This is a genomic window from Ochrobactrum sp. BTU2, assembly GCF_024539785.1.
Taxonomy (GTDB): domain Bacteria; phylum Pseudomonadota; class Alphaproteobacteria; order Rhizobiales; family Rhizobiaceae; genus Brucella; species Brucella anthropi.
Genome location: NZ_JAHWRG010000004.1, coordinates 228,654 through 248,114 on the forward strand (window position 1 = coordinate 228,654; position 19,461 = coordinate 248,114).

Below are 19,461 nucleotides of genomic sequence, written 5' to 3' on the forward strand. Positions count from 1 at the left end.
CGCTAGTAATTGCGGAAATGCGCGGCATTCGCTAAAGCATGCTCTGTCAATGGGGGCATAGACGATGCAGAATCGAAAACAGCTTTATTCGATCCAGATATTACGCGGTCTTGCGGCAACGGCCGTCCTGATCGCCCATACGATCGAACATCCGCGCGCAGAAACAAACAATGCCATCACGATGCTGGGTGTTTTCGGCGTTCAACTGTTCTTCGTCATCAGCGGTTTCATCATCGCCTATGTCAATGCCGACGGCCCGTTCAGGCCCGGTGACTTTCTGCTGCGCCGCGTTTTCCGCATCGTGCCGCTTTACTGGCTCTGCACGATCACGGTTTTCATCTGCGCTCTCTATCTGCCGTCACTGTTCAAGACGACGGTTCCGGATGTGGGCTATTTCATCAAATCGCTGTTCTTCATACCCGCCGCCACACCGGGTGACCCAAGCGATTGGCGCCCGATCTTCAAACTCGGCTGGTCGCTGAACTACGAATTGTTCTTCTATCTTGTGTTCGCTTTGTTCTGGTGGTGCAAGAATGCCTTGCAGCGCACGATCTTGCTGACCGGTATCTTCGGCGCATGTGTCATCGGAAGCTTCTTCGTCGAACCATCGGCGAGCATCGCGGCATTCTATCTTCACAAGAACCTGCTGACATTCATGTGCGGCATGTGGCTGGCCGAAGCGGAAAAGCATCGCCTGTGGGAAAAATTGTCCCCGGTCGCGCTGGCCGGAATTGGTGTCCTCGCCATAGCGGCGCTTTACGGCACCTTCTCCACCCCACTGGTCGCGTTCAACAACTTCTTCACTTATCTCATCATGTGCGGTGCGGCTGTTTTACTGGTTGCCGGTGCATTGGGCATCGAGCGCTGGCTCGGCGACCTGCGAGACAATTTCTTTGTCGATCTCGGGGCGACTTCCTATTCGCTCTACCTGACACATATGTTCGTGGTCGGTTTTGGCTGGGCGGTGATGCGGAAGCTGAACCTCGGCCCCACATTTGAGATCGCCGGCATGGCTGCCATCGTGATTGGTGCGATCATCGCAGCAAAGATTTCCTATCGCTTGATCGAACTACCGTCGAACAGGCTCGGCCATATGCTCACAAAGCGCAACAAACCATCGCTGAAGGTCGCTCAGGCAGAAGCCTGAACGGCCCGCGAGCACTGTGTTTCGGTCATAACATCGACAGAGAAAGTATGAGGCGGGCAAGAATTTTCGTGAATGCCCGCACTTTCTTTGAAATAAAACGATTTGTGGGGTTCCGCTTTCGGAATCGATTGCCTATAAGGCCCGCTTAGCCCACAGAATTCATACGCTGCCAACCCGCCGGAAAACCGTGCGGGCTTTTCTGGCAGGCTAAGCAGCATGTCTCTCGAAAGTGGGAAGCGGTTTCGAGACAAAGACATGCGTAAAACAAGAGCATGATCCCGAAAAATGGGAACCGGTTTTCGGACAAGATCATGCGCGCGAAGAAGATAGGACGAGCGCCCATGCCGAAACGTACAGATATCAAATCGATCCTGATTATCGGCGCGGGCCCCATTGTCATCGGCCAGGCTTGTGAATTCGACTATTCGGGCACCCAGGCCTGTAAGGCGTTGAAAGAGGAAGGCTACCGCATCATCCTCGTCAACTCCAATCCGGCCACGATCATGACCGATCCCGATCTGGCGGATGCAACCTATATCGAACCGATCACGCCGGAAGTGGTCGCCAAGATCATCGCCAAGGAACGCCCGGACGCGTTGCTGCCGACCATGGGCGGCCAGACCGCGCTGAACACCGCATTGTCGCTGCGCCGCATGGGCGTTCTTGAGCGCTACAATGTCGAGATGATCGGCGCCAATGCGGAAGCCATCGACAAGGCAGAAGATCGCGCGCTTTTCCGCGAAGCCATGGAAAAGATTGGCCTCGATACACCGGAATCCAGACTCGCCAACGCCACCGAAATCAAGGACGAAGACCGCAAGCGCCACGAAACCAAGCGCGCCGAAGTCAAGGCGCAGTTTTCGGGTGACGATCTCGACAAGGCGCTCGACAAGCTTGAAACCGAATGGCAGCTCGGCGAAGTCGAACGCAAGCAGCGTTACATGACGCACGCGCTTGCAAAGGCTGCGCAGGCGCTCGACGTTGTTGGCCTGCCTGCCATCATCCGCCCAAGCTTCACGCTCGGCGGCACTGGCGGCGGCATTGCCTATAACCGTCAGGAGTTCTTCGAAATCATCGAGCGCGGTCTGGATGCGTCGCCGACGACCGAAGTTCTGATCGAAGAGTCGGTTCTGGGCTGGAAAGAATATGAAATGGAAGTCGTCCGCGACAAGGCGGATAACTGCATCATCATCTGCTCGATCGAAAACCTCGATCCGATGGGCGTGCACACCGGCGACTCGATCACCGTTGCACCGGCGCTGACGCTGACCGACAAAGAATACCAGATCATGCGTAACGCCTCGATTGCGGTGCTGCGCGAGATCGGCGTTGAAACCGGCGGCTCCAACGTGCAGTTCGCGATCAACCCGGTCAATGGCCGCATGATCGTCATCGAAATGAACCCACGTGTGTCGCGTTCTTCGGCGCTTGCTTCCAAGGCGACCGGCTTCCCGATTGCCAAGGTCGCGGCCAAGCTTGCCGTCGGCTACACGCTCGACGAGTTGGATAACGACATTACCGGCGGTGCGACGCCTGCCTCGTTCGAACCGTCGATCGACTATGTCGTCACCAAAATCCCGCGTTTCGCCTTCGAGAAATTCCCCGGCTCCTCGCCGATCCTGACCACCGCCATGAAGTCGGTCGGTGAAGTCATGGCCATCGGACGCACCTTCCAGGAAAGCTTGCAGAAGGCGCTGCGCGGTCTTGAAACCGGCCTGACCGGCCTCGATGAAATTGCCATCCCGAATATCGAGGAAGGCGACGAGAAGAACGCCATCCGCGCTGCCATCGGCACGCCGACGCCGGATCGTCTGCGCATGGTCGCGCAGGCAATGCGTCTCGGCCTGACCACCGAGCAGGTGCACGACGCATCGAAGATCGATCCGTGGTTTCTCGAACAGATCGAAGCCATCGTAAAGACCGAAGAGCGCATCCGCGAACACGGCCTGCCGCAGGACGCTGAAAACCTGCGTATGCTGAAAGCCATGGGCTTCTCCGATGCGCGCCTTGCAAGCCTGACGGATCAGGACGCGGAAGACGTGGCCAAGCTGCGCGGCGAACTCGACGTGCATCCGGTCTACAAGCGCATCGACACCTGCGCTGCCGAATTCGCTTCGCCGACTGCCTACATGTACTCGACCTATGAAACGCCTTTCGTCGGCCAGCCGCGCTCGGAAGCCGAGGTGTCGGATCGCAAGAAGGTCGTCATTCTCGGCGGTGGTCCGAACCGCATCGGTCAGGGCATCGAGTTCGACTATTGCTGCTGCCATGCGGCTTTTGCGCTCAATGATGCCGATTACGAAGCCATCATGATCAACTGCAACCCGGAAACGGTTTCGACCGACTACGACACGTCGGATCGTCTCTATTTCGAACCGCTGACGGCGGAAGACGTGCTGGAAATCCTGCGCGTTGAGAGGCAAAAGGGCACACTTCACGGCGTTATCGTGCAGTTTGGCGGCCAGACCCCGCTCAAGCTCGCCAATGCGCTTGAAAAGGCCGGTATCCCGATCCTTGGCACGTCGCCTGACGCCATCGACCTTGCGGAAGATCGTGACCGTTTCCAGAAGCTGTTGATCAAGCTCGATCTCAACCAGCCGAAGAACGGCATTGCCTATTCGGTCGAGCAGGCACGCCTCGTCGCAGCCGACCTCGGCTTCCCGCTTGTCGTGCGCCCGTCTTATGTTCTCGGTGGCCGCGCCATGCAGATCATCCATGACGAGCGTTCATTGCAGAGCTATCTGCTCGACACCGTGCCGGAACTGGTGCCGGAAGACATCAAGGCCAAATATCCGAACGACAAGACCGGCCAGATCAACACGCTGCTCGGCAAGAACCCGCTTCTGTTCGATACCTATCTGACGGAAGCCATTGAAGTGGACGTCGACTGCCTGTGTGACGGCAAGGACAGCTTTGTCGCCGGTATCATGGAACATATCGAGGAAGCCGGTATCCATTCGGGCGACTCGGCCTGCTCGCTGCCGGTGCATACACTTTCGCCTGAAACCGTTGCTGAACTGGAACGCCAGACGGCAGCGCTTGCCAAGGCGCTTCATGTCGGCGGTCTTATGAATGTGCAGTTCGCCATCAAGGACGGCGAAATCTTCATTCTTGAAGTCAATCCGCGCGCATCACGTACGGTTCCGTTCGTCGCCAAGACGGTCGGCACCCCGATTGCGAAGGTCGCAGCCCGCGTCATGGCCGGTGAAAGCCTGGAAGCAGCACTCGGCGCCTATGGCGGCAAGCCGAAGACACCTTCCCGCCCGCATATCGCGGTCAAGGAAGCTGTGTTCCCGTTCGCCCGCTTCCCGGGCGTCGATACGCTGCTCGGACCGGAAATGCGCTCGACCGGCGAAGTAATGGGGCTCGACTACGACTATGCTCTGGCCTTCGCAAAGGCACAGCTTGGCGCAGGCGTTGAACTGCCGCGTGAAGGCACGGTCTTCGTATCTGTTCGCGACGAGGACAAGGAACGCGTGCTCGGTGCGGTCCGCAAGCTTGCAAGCATCGGCTTCAAGGTCATGGCAACCGGCGGAACGCAGAAGTTCCTCGAAGCCAACGGCGTCGAATCGACCAAGATCAACAAAGTCATCGAAGGCCGTCCGCATGTGGAAGACGCGATCCGCAATCGCCAGATTCATCTCGTCTTCAACACGACGGACAGCGCAAGTGCGGTTTCCGACTCCAAGTCGATCCGCCGCGCAACGCTGATGCAGAAGCTGCCTTACTACACGACCATGGCGGGAGCGGAAGCCGCTGCTGAGGCTATCGCTGCGCTCAAGGCCGGATCGCTGGAAGTGCGCCCGCTGCAGGACTACTTCCGCTGATAGCCTGAAGACATCCCGAAACAAAAAAGCCGCCGGTCATCCCGGCGGCTTTTTTCATGCTGTTTTCAAGGCTGGCAGCTCCAGAGGCTTTCCTGAAGGATCGTCTTCCAGATTGATCTGCTGTGTGAAAAGACCGTCATGCAAATGCGGCTTGCCGAGATGGATCACGGCTGCATCCTTCAATTCGGTGTTCAGCATGTCGCGAATCCTGTCATAGGCTTCAGCGTCGAGACCATCGAGCGCACCGTCAATCACGATCCACTGCGGTTTCTGCAATATGAGGCGGGCGAAGGCGATACATTGGCGCTCATCGTCCGTCAGCACGCGATCCCAGCGCGCAACACGATCCATGCTCGTGGAAAGCCGTTCAAGCCCGGCACGCCGCAGGACATTTTCCAGATCCTGTTCAGAAAATTTCTTGATATCAAGCGGATAGACGATCACGCCCTTGAGGTTGCCCGGCGGGAAATAAGGCGCGCGCGGCATGAAGGCGACACCATCGCCAACCGGCATGCCGATCCGCCCCTCGCCCCATGGCCAAAGCCCGCCCAATGCGCGGAACAGCAGCGTTCTTTGCGTTTCGGTCCCGCCCGTCACAAGCACCCGCTCGCCGGGTGTTACCGAAAAAGCCTTGCGGGAGAGCTTCAGGCACTGATCGGGGGCGGCGATGGAAACACCGTCCAGCGTCAGCCTGTCATCTTCGTTCGTCTCAAGATCGATCTGCCGGTCCAGATGACCAAGCTCGTCCATGCGCAGCACCGCCTGACGGAAACTCGCGACACGCAGCAGCGTCGCCCGCCAGTCCGCAATCGCCCCGAAATTGTCGACGAACCAGCGCAGCGCATTGTGCACCTGTGAGAATGCGCCGACGGCCATCATCAGCCCGCCGAATGTCAGACCACCGCCGAAATAGACCGGAGCCGCCACGAGGATCGGTGCCACAATTGTCAGCCAGCCGTAACCGGCCGTTACCCAGGTCAATCGCGTGGTCGCATAGACGATCTTGCGGATTGCGGCCAGAACCGCATCGATATCCAGATCGAGACGACGTCTCTCATCCCCTTCGCCGCGCGACAGGGTGATGGCATCCAGATGTTCGTTGACCCGCATCAGCGATGCGCGGAAATCCGCCTCGCGCGCATAGCGATTGGCGTTGATATTGACCAGACTGCGCCCGACGATCCATGTCAGCCATGAGGCAGAGGCCGCGTAGATAATGACAGCCCAGACCATGTAGCCGGGAATGGAGAAACTGTAGCCCGCGACATGAAACACAAAGCCACTTGAGAGCGACCACAGGACACCGACGAAGCTCACCAGAATGACGGTCGACTGGAGGAGGTTGATCCCAAGATCGCACGACATTTCTGCAAAGTGACGTGCATCCTCATGCAGGCGCTGATCGGGATTGATGCCGATCTCGCCGGCATTGGCGAGACGAAATGCCCGACCCGGCACCAGCCATTGCCCCACGAGATCGCGCGCCAGTCCTTCACGCATCTTGAGCTTGAACATCTGGTTGAGCCAGGTTTGCGAAACGTTGAGCACAAGCAGGCTGCCCGCAATCCCGAAGAAAACCATCAGCTGATGGAAGAAAGCCTGCAAATCCTTGCGCGCAAGCGCATCGTAGAAGGGTTCGTTCCAGCGATTGATAGCAACCTGTCCGATGGCGATCAGCACGATGAGAACGAAAATACCGGTCCCGAGCGCAATCAGCGTATTGCGCACCGGCGAGACCATAAAAGCTCCCACCATCATCGAGACTTGGGAGAAAAGATCGGTTCCGTCGCGTGACGGAGAACCACCAATCAGCTTGGCCGAACTCTTGCGCAGACGCTCCGAGACACTGCGCCTGGGCTTTTTGCGGCGGCGCTCTTTCTTGGGCGCACTCCGCTTCGTCTTGTCCTTGTCTGGTTCAGACGTCATGTCCTGCCTCGCTGCCCATCCGCCCGCTCAATTTTGCAGATATGTTTGCAACATGCTGAATATCTACGTCACGTGGAAGTCAAAGATAGGAGAGCACACGCTTTTCGCGCGCGCCAGCTGCGATGACCCACAACAATATGCGGGTTTTACCGCAAATCATTCGTTGCAATTATGGTCTGAACGCTAACCCTGCCGGAAAAGTCCATGACCGTTACAATCCAACCCATCGACAAAGTACTCATTTACGCGACATGGAACGACCGGCTTCTGGTTTTTGAAGAACCGGATTTTCCTGAAACGCCGCTTCAGGTGCCGGGCGGCACGGTCGATGCGGGAGAAGACATTCTCGCCGCCGCCTATCGCGAATTCGCCGAGGAAACCGGCCTCGTCTATGACGATGGCATGATCCATCTCGAAACCGTCGATTATGACTATCCCGAACAGGGGCAGACAGAGCCTCACCGCCGCCACTGCTTTCATCTGCGATTGAGAAACGCCGTACCCGAAACCTGGGATCACTATGAAATGTCGCCCTGCGACGGAAACGCCCCGATTCTGTTCCGGCTGTTCTGGCTCGACCGATTGAGCGCGCAAATCCGGCTCGGGCTCGGAATGGCAAAAAGCCTCAGTAAAATCAGTTTTTAGCTGACAATTTTAGCTGTCTTGTATTGGTCAAATTTGTCGCATATAGTTAGCGCATCGATTTTTCGGTCAAGTGACTTTGCGACCCGTGCGGCCCGCCGTGCTTCCTGACGATCTCCTGTCCATAAATTCGATTCACAGGGACGTGTGCGAAGCATACGGACTACTCTACTACTAATGTTACAAAGGAATTTCCCATGGCTACGGGAACAGTTAAGTGGTTCAACACGACCAAGGGCTTCGGCTTCATTCAGCCTGATCAGGGCGGCACGGACGTATTCGTCCACATTTCCGCCGTTCAGCGCGCTGGTCTGGCCACGCTCGATGAAGGTCAGAAGGTTTCGTACGAAATCGTACAGGACCGTCGTTCGGGCCGTTCGTCTGCCGACAACCTCGTCGCAGCATAAGTTTTGCCGTAAGGCAGAGAAAAGGCGGGTCCTCGGACCCGCCTTTTTTGTTTGTCCGCTTTTCTGCTCACACCCTTGCCAGCGCGCTCGCGCCCAGAATCAAGGCCGCAATCAGCGCAGCAATGGTGCGGACGTGATTCCATAGGGTCCAGTCGCGCACATAAGTAAGCCAGACATCGGCCGACGCGGCGGCACTGGCATCCATCGCCGCGAGCTGGTTGTTCAGCGGCACATTCAAAGCCATCGTGACGCCAATAGTGCCGACAAGATAGACGGCAGCGCCGCTCACCGCCCATTTCGACAAGCTTCCAAAGCCCATTAATCCCAGTACGATAATCACCAGACACAGCAATGCCGTGCCGAAAAAGGCGGCAAAGAACGTTCCGTTGATAACGGTGATATTGATCGACTGCATCGCCGTTATGCCCGCATTGGCCGGAATGCGTGCCAGCGCGGCCATCACGAAACTTGAGAACGCATAGAAGATGCCGCCTGTAATCGCGCTCCCCCATGCCGTCAGCAGAACAAGTAGTTGAGAACTCATCGTCATGATTGTCCCTCCCATATGCCTTCAATGGCAGCCTTGCGCGCAAAATCTGCAAACCGGCGCGGCTTGCGCCCGAGAGCTTCCTCCACACCATGTGCCACACTGGCATTGCGGCCATCGAAAAGCTCGACGAAAAGATAGCGCAAAAGCGTGATGACATCTTCCGGCAAGGCCTGCTCGCGCAGCGCCGCCTCATAATCGGCGTATGAGACCGAATTGAACGACAAGTCTTTGTCAGTCGCCCTGGCAATCTCGCTTACTGCATCGCTGAAGCTGAACAGTTCCGGGCCGGTGAGTTCATAGAGCTTGTTGCGATGTCCCGTTTCGGTGAGGGCAGCAACGGCGACATCGGCAATATCGTCAACATCGATGAAGGGTTCCTTCGTCGGCCCGACCGGCAGGGTCAGCGAGCCTGAAAGCAGCTCATCCCGCATGTAGTTTTCGCTGAAATTCTGCATGAACCAGCTGGCGCGCAACACGGTCCAGTCCAGCCCGGAATCCTGCAGAACCTTTTCCGCAATTTCCGCCTCCTCCTCACCTCGCCCGGACAGAAGCACGACATGCTTCACATCCGCCTTCTTTGCCGCCAAAAGAAATGCGCGAATGGCATCAACGGCACCCGGCAGGGCCAGATCCGGCTGGTATGACACATAGGCACTGTCGATGCCGTCAAGCGCGGCAGCCCAGGTGGATTGGTTGGCCCAGTCAAAGGGAACCTCGGTGCTCCGCGACACAGAACGCACGGACACCCCCTTCTCCCACAACCTCTCAGCGACACGCCTGCCGGTTTTGCCGTTGGCGCCAATCACCAGATAACGATCATTACGATGTGTATTCATCTTCCGTCTCCCAAAATATGAGCAACCCTCATATTTGCAATATGTGAGCAACTCTCATATTCTGTCAAGAGCGAAAAATGTGAGTCCGCCATGAAGCAGAATTCCGCCACGGAAACAGAATCAACCAGTGCACCGATCCTGCGCCGCACCCCCAGCCAGAGCCGGGCGCAGGAAAAGATTCGTCGCATTGCTGAATGCGCCACGGCGCTGATCGCCGCCAAAGGCAGCGACAGTCTCAAGATGAGTGAGATCGCCCAGCAGGCAAGCATCTCGATTGGCGCGCTCTATCAGTATTTTCCCGATAAAAGCGCCCTGATCCGCTACCTGTTTGAAAGCTGCAATGCCCAATCGCGCCAGTGCATCGAGGAAGGTCTTGCAGCGGCCCATTCTGCCGATGAGCTGATTGTCGCGTTCAATGCATTGATCGATGAATATCTGGCACTGATGCGTCAGGAACCGGCAATGTGCGACATCTGGTCGGCCACGCAGACCGACAAGTCCCTGTCAAAACTGGAAATTGCCGAAAGCAGGCAGAATGGTCAGTTGCTTGCTGATACGATCCGCCGGATTGCCCCCGGCAAGGTGTCCGCACAACTGGACGAGACTGCTTTCCTCCTGATGCATTTTGGCGAATCCACCATGCGCATCGCCGTCGACGTTTCGGAAGAGGAAAGCATGACGCTGATAGAGGCCTATAAAGTAATGGCCACGCGCAGCTTGCGAGACCTCCTGGCAGGATGACGCGCAATATCGCCCGGTCCGATCAGTTTCGTTGCGTTAATATGTCAGCATTGCTGATGGATCTGTTCGTTTCGGCAACACATTTTTGCGAAATCCAGCAATTGCCGATGAAATCACAATCCTTCTGTTGCGCTTCCTGCGCCGATGGGACATAGAAAATCCGCAAAACCGGACGCGCCCGGTGCCGGTTAACAGAGCCTGCCATCTATGGAGATCTATCATGGCATTTCTCGCCGACGCCCTTTCTCGTGTAAAGCCATCTGCGACCATCGCGGTCAGCCAGAAAGCACGTGAGCTGAAAGCCAAGGGCAAGGACGTGATTGGTCTCGGTGCGGGCGAGCCCGACTTCGACACGCCCACAAATATCAAGCAGGCTGCCATCGACGCGATCAATCGCGGTGAAACGAAGTACACGCCCGTTGCCGGTATTCCTGAACTGCGTCAGGCCATCGTTGCCAAGTTCAAGCGTGAAAACGGTCTCGACTACAAGCCGGAACAGGTCATCGTCGGCACTGGCGGCAAGCAGATTCTGTTCAACGCCTTTATGGCGACGCTGAACCCCGGCGATGAAGTCATCGTCCCTGCCCCTTACTGGGTCAGCTATCCTGAAATGGTAGCGATCAACGGCGGCAACCCGGTTTTCATCAACACGAAGATCGAAGACAATTTCAAGCTGACCGCCGCCGATCTGGAAAAGGCCATCACGCCCAAGACCAAGTGGCTGATCTTCAACTCGCCGTCGAACCCGACCGGCGCGGCTTACACGGAAGCGGAACTCAAGGCCCTGACCGACGTTCTGGTTCGTCACCCGCATGTCTGGATCCTGACCGACGACATGTATGAGCATCTGGTCTATGGAGACTTCGTCTTCACGACGCCTGCTCAGGTCGAGCCTTCGCTTTACGACCGCACGCTCACGATGAACGGCGTGTCGAAGGCCTACGCCATGACCGGCTGGCGTATCGGCTATGCGGCAGGACCACTGCAGCTCATCAAGGCCATGGATATGGTGCAGGGTCAGCAGACCTCGGGCGCCTGCTCCATCGCACAGTGGGCCGCAGTCGAAGCACTCAACGGCACCCAGGATTTCATTCCGGAAAACAAGAAAATCTTCCAGGCCCGTCGCGATCTGGTCGTGTCGATGCTCAATCAGGCCAAAGGCATCAAGTGCCCGACACCGGAAGGTGCGTTCTACGTCTATCCGTCCTGTGCTGACCTCATCGGCAAGAAGACGGAAGCTGGCAAGGTCATCGAAAGCGACGAAGACTTCGTCACCGAACTGCTGGAAGCAGAAGGCGTCGCCGTCGTTCACGGTTCGGCTTTCGGTCTTGGACCAAACTTCCGTATTTCCTATGCAACGTCGGACGCGCTTCTCGAAGAAGCCTGCACCCGCATCCAGCGCTTCTGCGCCAGCCTGCGCTAAACAAAACAAAATGGAATGACGAAGGGGCCGAAAGGCCCCTTTTTCGTTTCTGTATTTCTCACAAAAAGAGGCGGCTTGGCAAAAAGCCAAAAAAAAAGCCAGACAAATGTCTGGCTTTGAGTTTTGAAGGTGCCTTTGAGGCAAACCTCCAGAGGGGAACACTCAGCCTGCGCAAATGGGAGGAGGAAACGCAGCGCTGAGATGATCTTTATATGCCTGTTGCCCATTGTTTTTGCAATGCGACTTTAGCGCAATGCAGCTATGCATTTTACGCATGACTAGATTAAGCAAGAAACTTGTTTAAAAACAAAAGCTTACAGCAAATTGAATTACTTCGTAATATTATAATGTGCAAATTAGCCGCCTAAAGCATGAGCATCGACAAAACAACGATGCCTCCAAATTTGGCAAATCGCCCTTTCTGAGTCGCTCAAAGCAGATGTCATGCAACTGTCACGGCTATGCAGCGGGCCTGTCACACAACGCGCCTAAAAGCCCCGGCAAGACGCCGCGCATAACGCGCCTGGCGGATGTGCAGCGCGCGAAAAGTGCTGCGACAATAGACAGACCCGAGAAGGATCGTAGCCGTGCGGATCGTTCAGATTACAGATACCCACCTCAGCCCCATCAAGCCGCACTTCAATCGCAACTGGGAACCGCTCGTTGCCTGGATCGATCAGCAAAAGCCCGATCTCGTCATTCACACCGGTGACCTGACCGTCGATGGCGCAGACGTAGAGGCTGATCTTCTGTTCTGCCGCACCTGCCTGAACGAGCTTCCGGCGCGTGTTCTCAGTCTTCCGGGCAACCACGATATCGGCCATCTTCCCGAGAGCCACCAGCCGGTCAATCCGCAGCGCCTGATGCGCTGGCGTCGTCATATCGGTCCGGACCGCTGGGCGGAAAATTTCGGCAACTGGCGCATCATCGGCCTCAACAGTCTCGTCATCGGTTCCGGTGAAGCCGAAGAAGCAGAACAGTTCCAGTGGCTCGAAGACGAATTGAAGAACAGCGATGGCAAGCCCGTCGCCGTCTTCGCCCACAAGCCGCTCTTCGTGGACGATCCGGATGAAGGCGACAGCGGCTACTGGGGCATTCGCCCTGCCCCGCGCCAACGTCTTTATGATCTCTTCGCTCAGTATAATGTTCAGCTTCATGCCAGCGGCCACCTGCATCGTGCATGGTCGGGCGACGCCTTCGGCACGAATTATGTCTGGGCGCCTGCCGCAGCCTTCATCGTCGGGCCGATGGAACGCGATCTCCCCGGCGAACGTATCCTCGGAGCCGCCATTCACGATCTCGATGAAGTCGCCACAAGCAGCATCGTCCGCATCGATGAGCTGACGCCCTATGTCATCGATGACGTGGTGCATGAAGTCTATCCACACCACGCTGGCGACGGCGAGAAAGTCGTTGAGGAGGCAAGCCAGTGAGCACGCTCGTCCTTCGCGACATCGGCAAATCCTACGGAGGCAATCGCATTCTCGATGGCATTTCCATCGAAGCAGCAGAAGGCGAATTCATCGCCCTCGTCGGCCCGTCGGGCTGCGGAAAGAGCACCTTACTGCGCATTCTGGCCGGTCTCGACCATGCGGATGAAGGAAGCGTGGAGTTGGCAGGGCGTAACATAACTGGCGCCCACCCTGCCGACCGCAACATCGCCATGGTGTTCCAGTCCTACGCGCTCTACCCTCATCTGACGACAGCGCAGAACATCGCGGTGCCGCTTGCAATGCGTGATCTGACCGCTGTGGAACGCCTGCCAATGATCGGCGCTTTCATTCCCGGCCAGCGCAGGAAGCGCGCCGCCATCCAGAAGCAGGTCAGGGCAACCGCAACAAGCCTCAAGATCGACCATCTGCTCGACCGCAAGCCGGGCCAGATGTCCGGCGGCCAGCGCCAGCGCGTGGCCCTTGCCCGTGCGCTCGTCCGCCAGCCCGGTGCATTCCTGATGGATGAACCATTGTCGAACCTCGATGCCAATCTGCGTGTTCACACCCGTGCGGAAATCGTCGAATTGCATCGCCGCGCCGGTGTCCCGACTATCTATGTGACCCACGACCAGGCCGAAGCGCTCAGCATGGCCGACCGCGTTGCAGTGATGATGGGCGGAAAACTGCTGCAGATCGACACGCCAACCGCAATCTATAACGATCCGCGCCATATCGAGGTCGCACAGTTCATCGGCACGCCGCGCATCAATATTCTGGAAGCATTGGTCAGCGACAACGGCATGGTGCATTTTGCCGGTCGCCCCATCCTGCAGGACGTCGCCGCCCATTCCGGTACCAATATCCGCATCGGCATTCGTCCTGAGCATTTTCAGCTCAAGCCTCATGACAAGACAGGCATTGCGGGCACGGTATCGCGGATCGAATTTCTCGGCTCGGAAGTACTGGTCTATCTCAAGGCTCCCGGCGCCTCACAAGATTTCACTGTGAAGCTCACACCCGAACAAGCCCGTGACATTGTCGTCGGCCTGCCGGTGGGCCTGCATTTCGATGCCAGCCACGCCCACCTCTTCGGAGAAGATGGTTTGCGCCTGCGCCAGCCCGCCGGGAACATCGTCAAACCTGCATCGCCGGCAAAGGCTGCCGCTCATGTCTGATTTTACGCTATCCGGCCCTGCGGCCACCAGCGCGCGCACGGCGGCTGATGAAGCCCGCCGCCGCGAAGAACGGCTGGCCTGGAAACTGGCAGCTCCGGCCATCATTCTGACGGGGCTGCTGATCCTCCTGCCGACAGCCGCCGTCATTTTCTGGAGCCTGACCAATTTCGAGCTTGGCTATGACGGTTTCGAATTCATCGGACTGGAAAACTACGCCGAACTCTTCAGCGACCGGACGTTTCTGGTCTCGCTGAAGAACACCGCCATCTATACCGTGATCGTGGCACCAGCTTCCGTCTTTCTCGGCCTCGGCGTGGCCCTCCTCATCGAAGGCGAAGTTCGCGGCAAATCCTTCTTCCGCACCGTCTATTTTCTGCCGGTCGCATCGCTCCTCGTGGCGATGGCAACCGTCTGGCAATATCTGCTGCATCCGACACTCGGCCCCGTCAACGCCATGCTGGGCATGATCGGCATCGCCGGTCCAAACTGGCTAGGCTCCAGCGAGACGGTGCTGTTCAGCCTCGCATTGATCGGCATCTGGCAGAGCGTCGGCTTCAACATGGTGCTGTTTCTGGCCGGTCTCACGGCCATCCCGCGAGAACTCTATTCGGCCGCTGAAGTCGACGGCGTGAAAAACAGCTGGGAGCGCTTCCGGCTGGTCACATGGCCCCTGCTCGGCCCAACCACGCTATTCGTCACGACGATCAGCATCATCAATGCCGTAAAGGTGTTCGAGACGGTCAAGACGCTGACCGAAGGCGGCCCGAACAAGGCATCGGAAGTCCTGCTCTGGACCATCTATCAGGAAGGCTTCGTCTATCTGCGCGTTGGTTATGCCTCGGCAATGACGGTGATCTTTCTCGCGGTTCTGGTGATCCTGATGATGTTGCAGTTCCGCGTGCTGGACCGTCGCACCCATTACTGAGGAAACCCGGATGACATTGGCTCGTTCTTTCCGTCTTGGCATTCTTTCACTGGGTGCCCTGCTTTTTCTCGCGCCCTATATCTTCATGCTGTCGACGGCAGCAAAATCGCAGCAGGATATTTTCTCGTCCTCCCTGTCGCTGATCCCGCACAACTGGGCACTCCTGGATAATCTTGCCAAGGCATTCAGCCGTGTGCCGATGGGGCTTTTGCTGTTCAACGGCATAGTCGTCTGCGCGCTCATTCTGGTCATTCAGGTCGTGGTCGCCATTCCCTGCGCCTATGCCATGGCAAAGCTCAATTTCCGCGGCCAGCGTACTATGATGATGATGGTCATGCTCGGCCTGCTCGTGCCGATCCATGCCACCGCATTGCCCTTCTATGTCGGCTTCAATCAGCTCGGCGTGCTCAACAGCTATTTTGCTCTCAGTGCTCCGTTCTTCATCTCGGTCTTCGGCATATTCCTGTTTCTGCAGTTCTTCCGCGCCATGCCGGATGATCTCATCAGCGCCGCGCGTCTCGACGGCATGTCAGAGGCGGGCATCGTCATGCGGGTGATTGTACCCAATGCCTGGCCCGCCATCACCGCCTTCTCGATCTTCTCGGTGGTTGCGCACTGGAACGATCTGTTCTGGCCGCTGATCGTTATCAACGGCATGGAGCGCGCCACACCACCATTGGGCCTCCTCTATTTCCGCGCTGCGGAAGCAGGCGACGATTATGGGGCGTTGATGGCGGCAACCCTCATCATCACGCTGCCGCTGCTGCTTGCTTTTCTTGCCGCCCAACGCCGCTTCATCGAAGGCATCACCCTCACCGGCCTCAAGGGCTGAATTCTTCCCTCCCATCCTCCACAGGAGTTCAAACATGAAACGCTTTTCCAGTGCACTCGCCGCTCTGGCAATGGCAACAGGTCTCGGCTCGCCCGCCTTTGCCGAAACGACGCTGAATGTGCACTATCCGATGCCAGGCTTTTTCAAGGATGTCATGGCTGACATCTCTGGAAAGTTCATGGCAGAAAATCCGGACATCAAGATCAACTTCGTCAGCCCCTCGGCAACCTACGAAGAAGGAATCCAGACGATCATGCGTCAGGCCGGAACGTCGGAAATGCCGGATATCACCTTCACCGGGTTGAACCGCCTGCGCGTATTGGCCGAGCGCAATATCGGCGTCGACATGAAGCCGCTGGTCGAAAAAGAAACCGACATGGAAGCACAGGGCTTCACTGATCACCTGCTGAGCCTCGCCCGCGTTGGCGACCGTCAAGTTGGTCTTGCTTTCGCGACCTCCAACCCGATCATGTATTACAATGCTGATCTCCTGAAGGCTGCAGGCGGCAATCCCGACACGCCTCCAACCACCTGGGACGAAGTGATCGAGCTCGGCGGCAAGATCAAGGCGCTTGGCAACGGCAATGAAGGCATTGATTTCCGCTGGCAGGGTGACGACTGGATGTTCTCGGCGCTTCTGTTCGGCGCAGGCGGCACCATGCTGACCGAAGACGAGAAGAAGGTCGCCTTCGATGGACCGGAAGGGCTCGAAGCCTTCAAGCTGGTCGACCGCATGGTGAAGGAAGGCGGCATGCCGGTTCTGACCAAGGCAGCGGGTGAGCAGGCTTTCGCGGCTGGCAAAGTCGGCTTCTCGTTCCAGACGACTGGCGCGCTGCGCAACACGATCAAGAATGTCGGCGACAAGTTCGATCTGCGCACTGCCAAAATTCCTCTTATCAATGCTGAAAAGGGTCACCTGCCAACCGGTGGCAACGCAGTCGTCATCCTGACCGAAGATCAGGCCAAGCAGGATGCGGCATGGAAATTCGCCAAGTTCGCTGCCGGCCCTTACGGCGCTTCCGTCGTCGTTCCCGGCACCGGCTATGTGCCGAACAACGAACTGGCTGCAAAGTCCGACGAATATCTCGGCAAATTCTACGCGGAAAATCCGCTGTTCAAGGCCGGTCTCAGCCAGATGTCACTGATGATCCCGTGGTATGCCTTCCCGGGTTCGAACGGCGTGAAGGTGACACAAACCATCGTGGACAATCTTTCGCGCGTCGTCGAGCAATCCGCCACGCCGGAAGACGCCCTTGCCGATGCATCCAAGGAAGTGCAGCGCCTGCTGCCACGCAAATAACCAGCCATCGCCATAAGCAAAAAGGCCGCGCTGGCGATCAGCGCGGCCTTTTCTATGAACAGTAAGATACGATCAATAGGTCCAGTTGCGGGCCTTCGAGAACAGGAAGTCGCGGAAAGCGTGCAGTTTCGCGGAGTTCTTCAAGGCTTCCGGATAGCAGAAGAAAGTATCGAAGGACGGTATTTCTTCCAGTTCCGGCAGAAGTTGCACCAGACCGGATTCCTTGTCGGCCATATAATCGGGCAGAACGGCGATGCCGACGCCACGCTGCACAGCGCGACGGATCGACAGCAGATTGTTCACCTGCAACGCGGGAATGCGCGTACTGCCATCGGCACGTCCAGCAATCTCCAGCCAGTTCAGGCCTGTCAGATAGCTTGGCGCCGGTTCACCGAAAGTCACGACACGATGCTGATCAATCTCATCGATCGAATTCAACTTGCCATATTTCGAAACATAACCAGCCGACGCATAGACATGCATATGCACTGTGAACAGCCGGCGCTGGATCAGGTCTGGCTGCTGCGGCTGCCGCAACCGGATGGCACAATCCGCATGACGCATCGTCAGGTCCAGTTCCTCATTGTCGAGGATCAGCTGCAGCTGGATATCGGGATAAAGCTCGACGAATTCCTGAATCCGCTCGATCAGCCAGCCGGAGCCAAGACCAACAGTCGTCGTCACGCGAAGACGACCCGTCGGCTTTTCCTTGCTCTCGGCAAGCTTCGAGCGAACATTCTCAAGCTTCATCAGCACGTCATGTGCAGTGCGATAAAGCGTTTCGCCCTGCTCGGTCAGGATCAGACCGCGTGCATGACGATGAAACAGCGGGACGCCGACATCCTGCTCCAGCGCGCTCACCTGACGCGAGATAGCCGATTGCGACAGATGCAATGTCTGGGCTGCGTGGGTGAACGACCCAGCCTCAGCCGCAGCATGAAAAATGCGCAGTTTATCCCAGTCGAGCGGAGCGACCACGATTATCCCCTCTCATTGTTTTCACCGCATTCACCTTACGCAAAACCGCCTCACACTTCTGGCTTGGAAATGCTTTACTCCGCAGCTTCGTGCAGCGGTTCCTGTGCGGCAAGCCAGCGCTCAGCTTCCAGAGCAGCCATGCAACCCAAACCGGCGGCAGTCACAGCCTGCCGATAAATATCGTCCGTGACGTCGCCCGCAGCAAAAATGCCCGGAACGTCGGTGGCCGTCGAATCGGGTGCAGTCCACAGATAGCCGTTCGGCTTCTGCTTGAGCTTGCCCTCGAACAAAGAAACCGCAGGTGCGTGGCCGATAGCGACAAAAACACCGTGCGTGTCGAGTTCCTGCGTCTCGCCCGTCACCACGTTCTTGAGGCGTACGCCGGTCACAGTTGCGCCCATCGGCGGCTTTGCCTCGGTGCCAAGGATTTCGTCGATCACACTGTTCCAGACCACCGAGACGTTCTGGCGCGAAAGCAGGCGATCCTGCATGATCTTCTCTGCACGGAAGCCATCGCGGCGATGCACGACCGTCACGCTCTTGGCGATATGGGAAAGATAAAGCGCTTCCTCAACAGCGGTATTGCCACCGCCGACAACGACCACATCCTTGCCGCGATAGAAGAAACCGTCACAGGTCGCGCAAGCAGAAACGCCACCGCCCATGAAGGTCTGCTCGCTGTCGAGGCCAAGCCACTTGGCCTGCGCACCCGTCGCGATGATCAAAGCATCGCAGGTATAGATCGTGCCGGAATCACCCTTCAGGCGGAAAGGGCGCACCGCGGTTTCAACCTCGGTAATAATGTCATGGACGATTTCGGAGCCGACATTTTCCGCTTGCTTTGCCATCTGTTCCATCACCCATGGCCCCTGCACCGGATCGGCGTAGCCCGGATAATTTTCCACATCGGTGGTGATCATCAGCTGACCACCCTGCTGGAGACCGGCAATGATGAGTGGTTTCAGCATGGCGCGAGCAGCATAAATCGCAGCGGTATAACCAGCAGGACCTGAGCCGATGACTATGACTGGCGCGTGACGCTGTGACATGAAGTTCTCTCCGGTCCCGGAACGTTTTGATCTGATTGATCCAGATCAGCGCTCCACATGTTTGTTTTCACATGTACCTTGTCCAAAATGTTCCACACTTTGGGGGGTACTCTAAAATCGATTTAAAGCGACGGGTTCCGGCTCACCAGAATCGCTTTCGCGCCTGTTTGGCCAATGCCCCGACATTATGGCCAAGGTAGGTCTGCCCCTCAATGTTTGCAAGGTTCCACAGGGATTTGCTGTGCTTTAGCCACAGCTTGTGACCTTTAA

The 19,461-nt window shown here is 57.3% G+C and carries 16 protein-coding genes and 1 pseudogene; 12 read left to right on the forward strand and 5 right to left on the reverse strand.

All coding sequences use genetic code 11. From position 1 onward, the window contains the following. The first annotated feature begins 64 nt into the window (after positions 1 to 64). The gene (locus tag KWJ32_RS13515; RefSeq protein ID WP_012091699.1) at positions 65 to 1,147 is read left to right on the forward strand and encodes an acyltransferase; all 1,083 of its coding nucleotides are present in this window, start codon (positions 65 to 67) and stop codon (positions 1,145 to 1,147) included. 341 nt (positions 1,148 to 1,488) lie between these two features. Then, positions 1,489 to 4,974 (forward strand): carbamoyl-phosphate synthase large subunit, encoded by a 3,486-nt coding sequence (carB, locus tag KWJ32_RS13520; RefSeq protein WP_012091698.1) that lies wholly within the window; start codon positions 1,489 to 1,491, stop codon positions 4,972 to 4,974. A gap of 54 nt (positions 4,975 to 5,028) precedes the next feature. On the opposite strand, the gene KWJ32_RS13525 is transcribed toward carB, so the two are convergent. Next, positions 5,029 to 6,900 (reverse strand): ABC transporter ATP-binding protein/permease, encoded by a 1,872-nt coding sequence (locus tag KWJ32_RS13525; protein WP_040129166.1) that lies wholly within the window; start codon positions 6,898 to 6,900, stop codon positions 5,029 to 5,031. Positions 6,901 to 7,104: 204 nt separating this feature from the next. On the opposite strand from KWJ32_RS13525, the gene KWJ32_RS13530 reads away from it, so the two are divergent. Further along, the gene (locus tag KWJ32_RS13530; protein ID WP_012091696.1) at positions 7,105 to 7,545 is read left to right on the forward strand and encodes an NUDIX domain-containing protein; all 441 of its coding nucleotides are present in this window, start codon (positions 7,105 to 7,107) and stop codon (positions 7,543 to 7,545) included. A 194-nt stretch (positions 7,546 to 7,739) separates the two neighbouring features. Next, the gene (locus tag KWJ32_RS13535) at positions 7,740 to 7,949 is read left to right on the forward strand and encodes a cold-shock protein (protein ID WP_006471898.1); all 210 of its coding nucleotides are present in this window, start codon (positions 7,740 to 7,742) and stop codon (positions 7,947 to 7,949) included. 67 nt (positions 7,950 to 8,016) lie between these two features. Here the strand turns inward: KWJ32_RS13535 and KWJ32_RS13540 are convergent, their stop codons facing one another. Then, entirely contained in the window at positions 8,017 to 8,499 is a 483-nt protein-coding gene (locus KWJ32_RS13540; RefSeq protein WP_012091695.1) for an anthrone oxygenase family protein, read from the reverse strand. After that, positions 8,496 to 9,335, reverse strand: coding sequence for an NAD(P)H-binding protein (locus KWJ32_RS13545; RefSeq protein ID WP_012091694.1), 840 nt, complete (start codon positions 9,333 to 9,335; stop codon positions 8,496 to 8,498). Before KWJ32_RS13545 ends, KWJ32_RS13540 begins: the two co-directional genes overlap by 4 nt. A 90-nt stretch (positions 9,336 to 9,425) precedes the next feature. On the opposite strand from KWJ32_RS13545, the gene KWJ32_RS13550 reads away from it, so the two are divergent. From KWJ32_RS13550 to KWJ32_RS13585, 8 genes and pseudogenes are all read left to right on the forward strand, one after another. Continuing rightward, the gene (locus tag KWJ32_RS13550) at positions 9,426 to 10,076 is read left to right on the forward strand and encodes a TetR/AcrR family transcriptional regulator (RefSeq protein ID WP_012091693.1); all 651 of its coding nucleotides are present in this window, start codon (positions 9,426 to 9,428) and stop codon (positions 10,074 to 10,076) included. A gap of 220 nt (positions 10,077 to 10,296) precedes the next feature. After that, complete coding sequence (locus KWJ32_RS13555) at positions 10,297 to 11,499, forward strand: pyridoxal phosphate-dependent aminotransferase (protein ID WP_010659659.1); 1,203 nt, start codon at positions 10,297 to 10,299, stop codon at positions 11,497 to 11,499. Between the two features lie 15 nt (positions 11,500 to 11,514). Continuing rightward, positions 11,515 to 11,704 (forward strand): annotated as a pseudogene (locus KWJ32_RS13560) (hypothetical protein). Between the two features lie 382 nt (positions 11,705 to 12,086). Next, entirely contained in the window at positions 12,087 to 12,932 is an 846-nt protein-coding gene (locus KWJ32_RS13565; protein ID WP_012091692.1) for a metallophosphoesterase, read from the forward strand. Then, positions 12,929 to 14,107 carry an ABC transporter ATP-binding protein gene (locus KWJ32_RS13570; protein ID WP_012091691.1) on the forward strand — a complete coding sequence of 393 codons (1,179 nt, stop codon included), beginning with the start codon at positions 12,929 to 12,931 and terminating at the stop codon, positions 14,105 to 14,107. Before KWJ32_RS13565 ends, KWJ32_RS13570 begins: the two co-directional genes overlap by 4 nt. Further along, positions 14,100 to 15,032 carry a sugar ABC transporter permease gene (locus KWJ32_RS13575; protein ID WP_012091690.1) on the forward strand — a complete coding sequence of 311 codons (933 nt, stop codon included), beginning with the start codon at positions 14,100 to 14,102 and terminating at the stop codon, positions 15,030 to 15,032. Before KWJ32_RS13570 ends, KWJ32_RS13575 begins: the two co-directional genes overlap by 8 nt. A 10-nt stretch (positions 15,033 to 15,042) precedes the next feature. Then, on the forward strand, positions 15,043 to 15,864 hold the full coding sequence (locus KWJ32_RS13580; protein WP_012091689.1) for a carbohydrate ABC transporter permease: 822 nt from the start codon (positions 15,043 to 15,045) through the stop codon (positions 15,862 to 15,864). A 34-nt stretch (positions 15,865 to 15,898) separates the two neighbouring features. After that, entirely contained in the window at positions 15,899 to 17,164 is a 1,266-nt protein-coding gene (locus KWJ32_RS13585; RefSeq protein ID WP_012091688.1) for an ABC transporter substrate-binding protein, read from the forward strand. A 72-nt stretch (positions 17,165 to 17,236) separates the two neighbouring features. On the opposite strand, the gene KWJ32_RS13590 is transcribed toward KWJ32_RS13585, so the two are convergent. Together KWJ32_RS13590 and trxB are read right to left on the reverse strand one after the other, a co-directional pair. Then, complete coding sequence (locus KWJ32_RS13590) at positions 17,237 to 18,142, reverse strand: LysR family transcriptional regulator (protein ID WP_010659652.1); 906 nt, start codon at positions 18,140 to 18,142, stop codon at positions 17,237 to 17,239. 74 nt (positions 18,143 to 18,216) lie between these two features. Then, entirely contained in the window at positions 18,217 to 19,191 is a 975-nt protein-coding gene (trxB, locus tag KWJ32_RS13595) for a thioredoxin-disulfide reductase (protein WP_151610222.1), read from the reverse strand. Between the last annotated feature and the right edge of the window lie 270 nt (positions 19,192 to 19,461).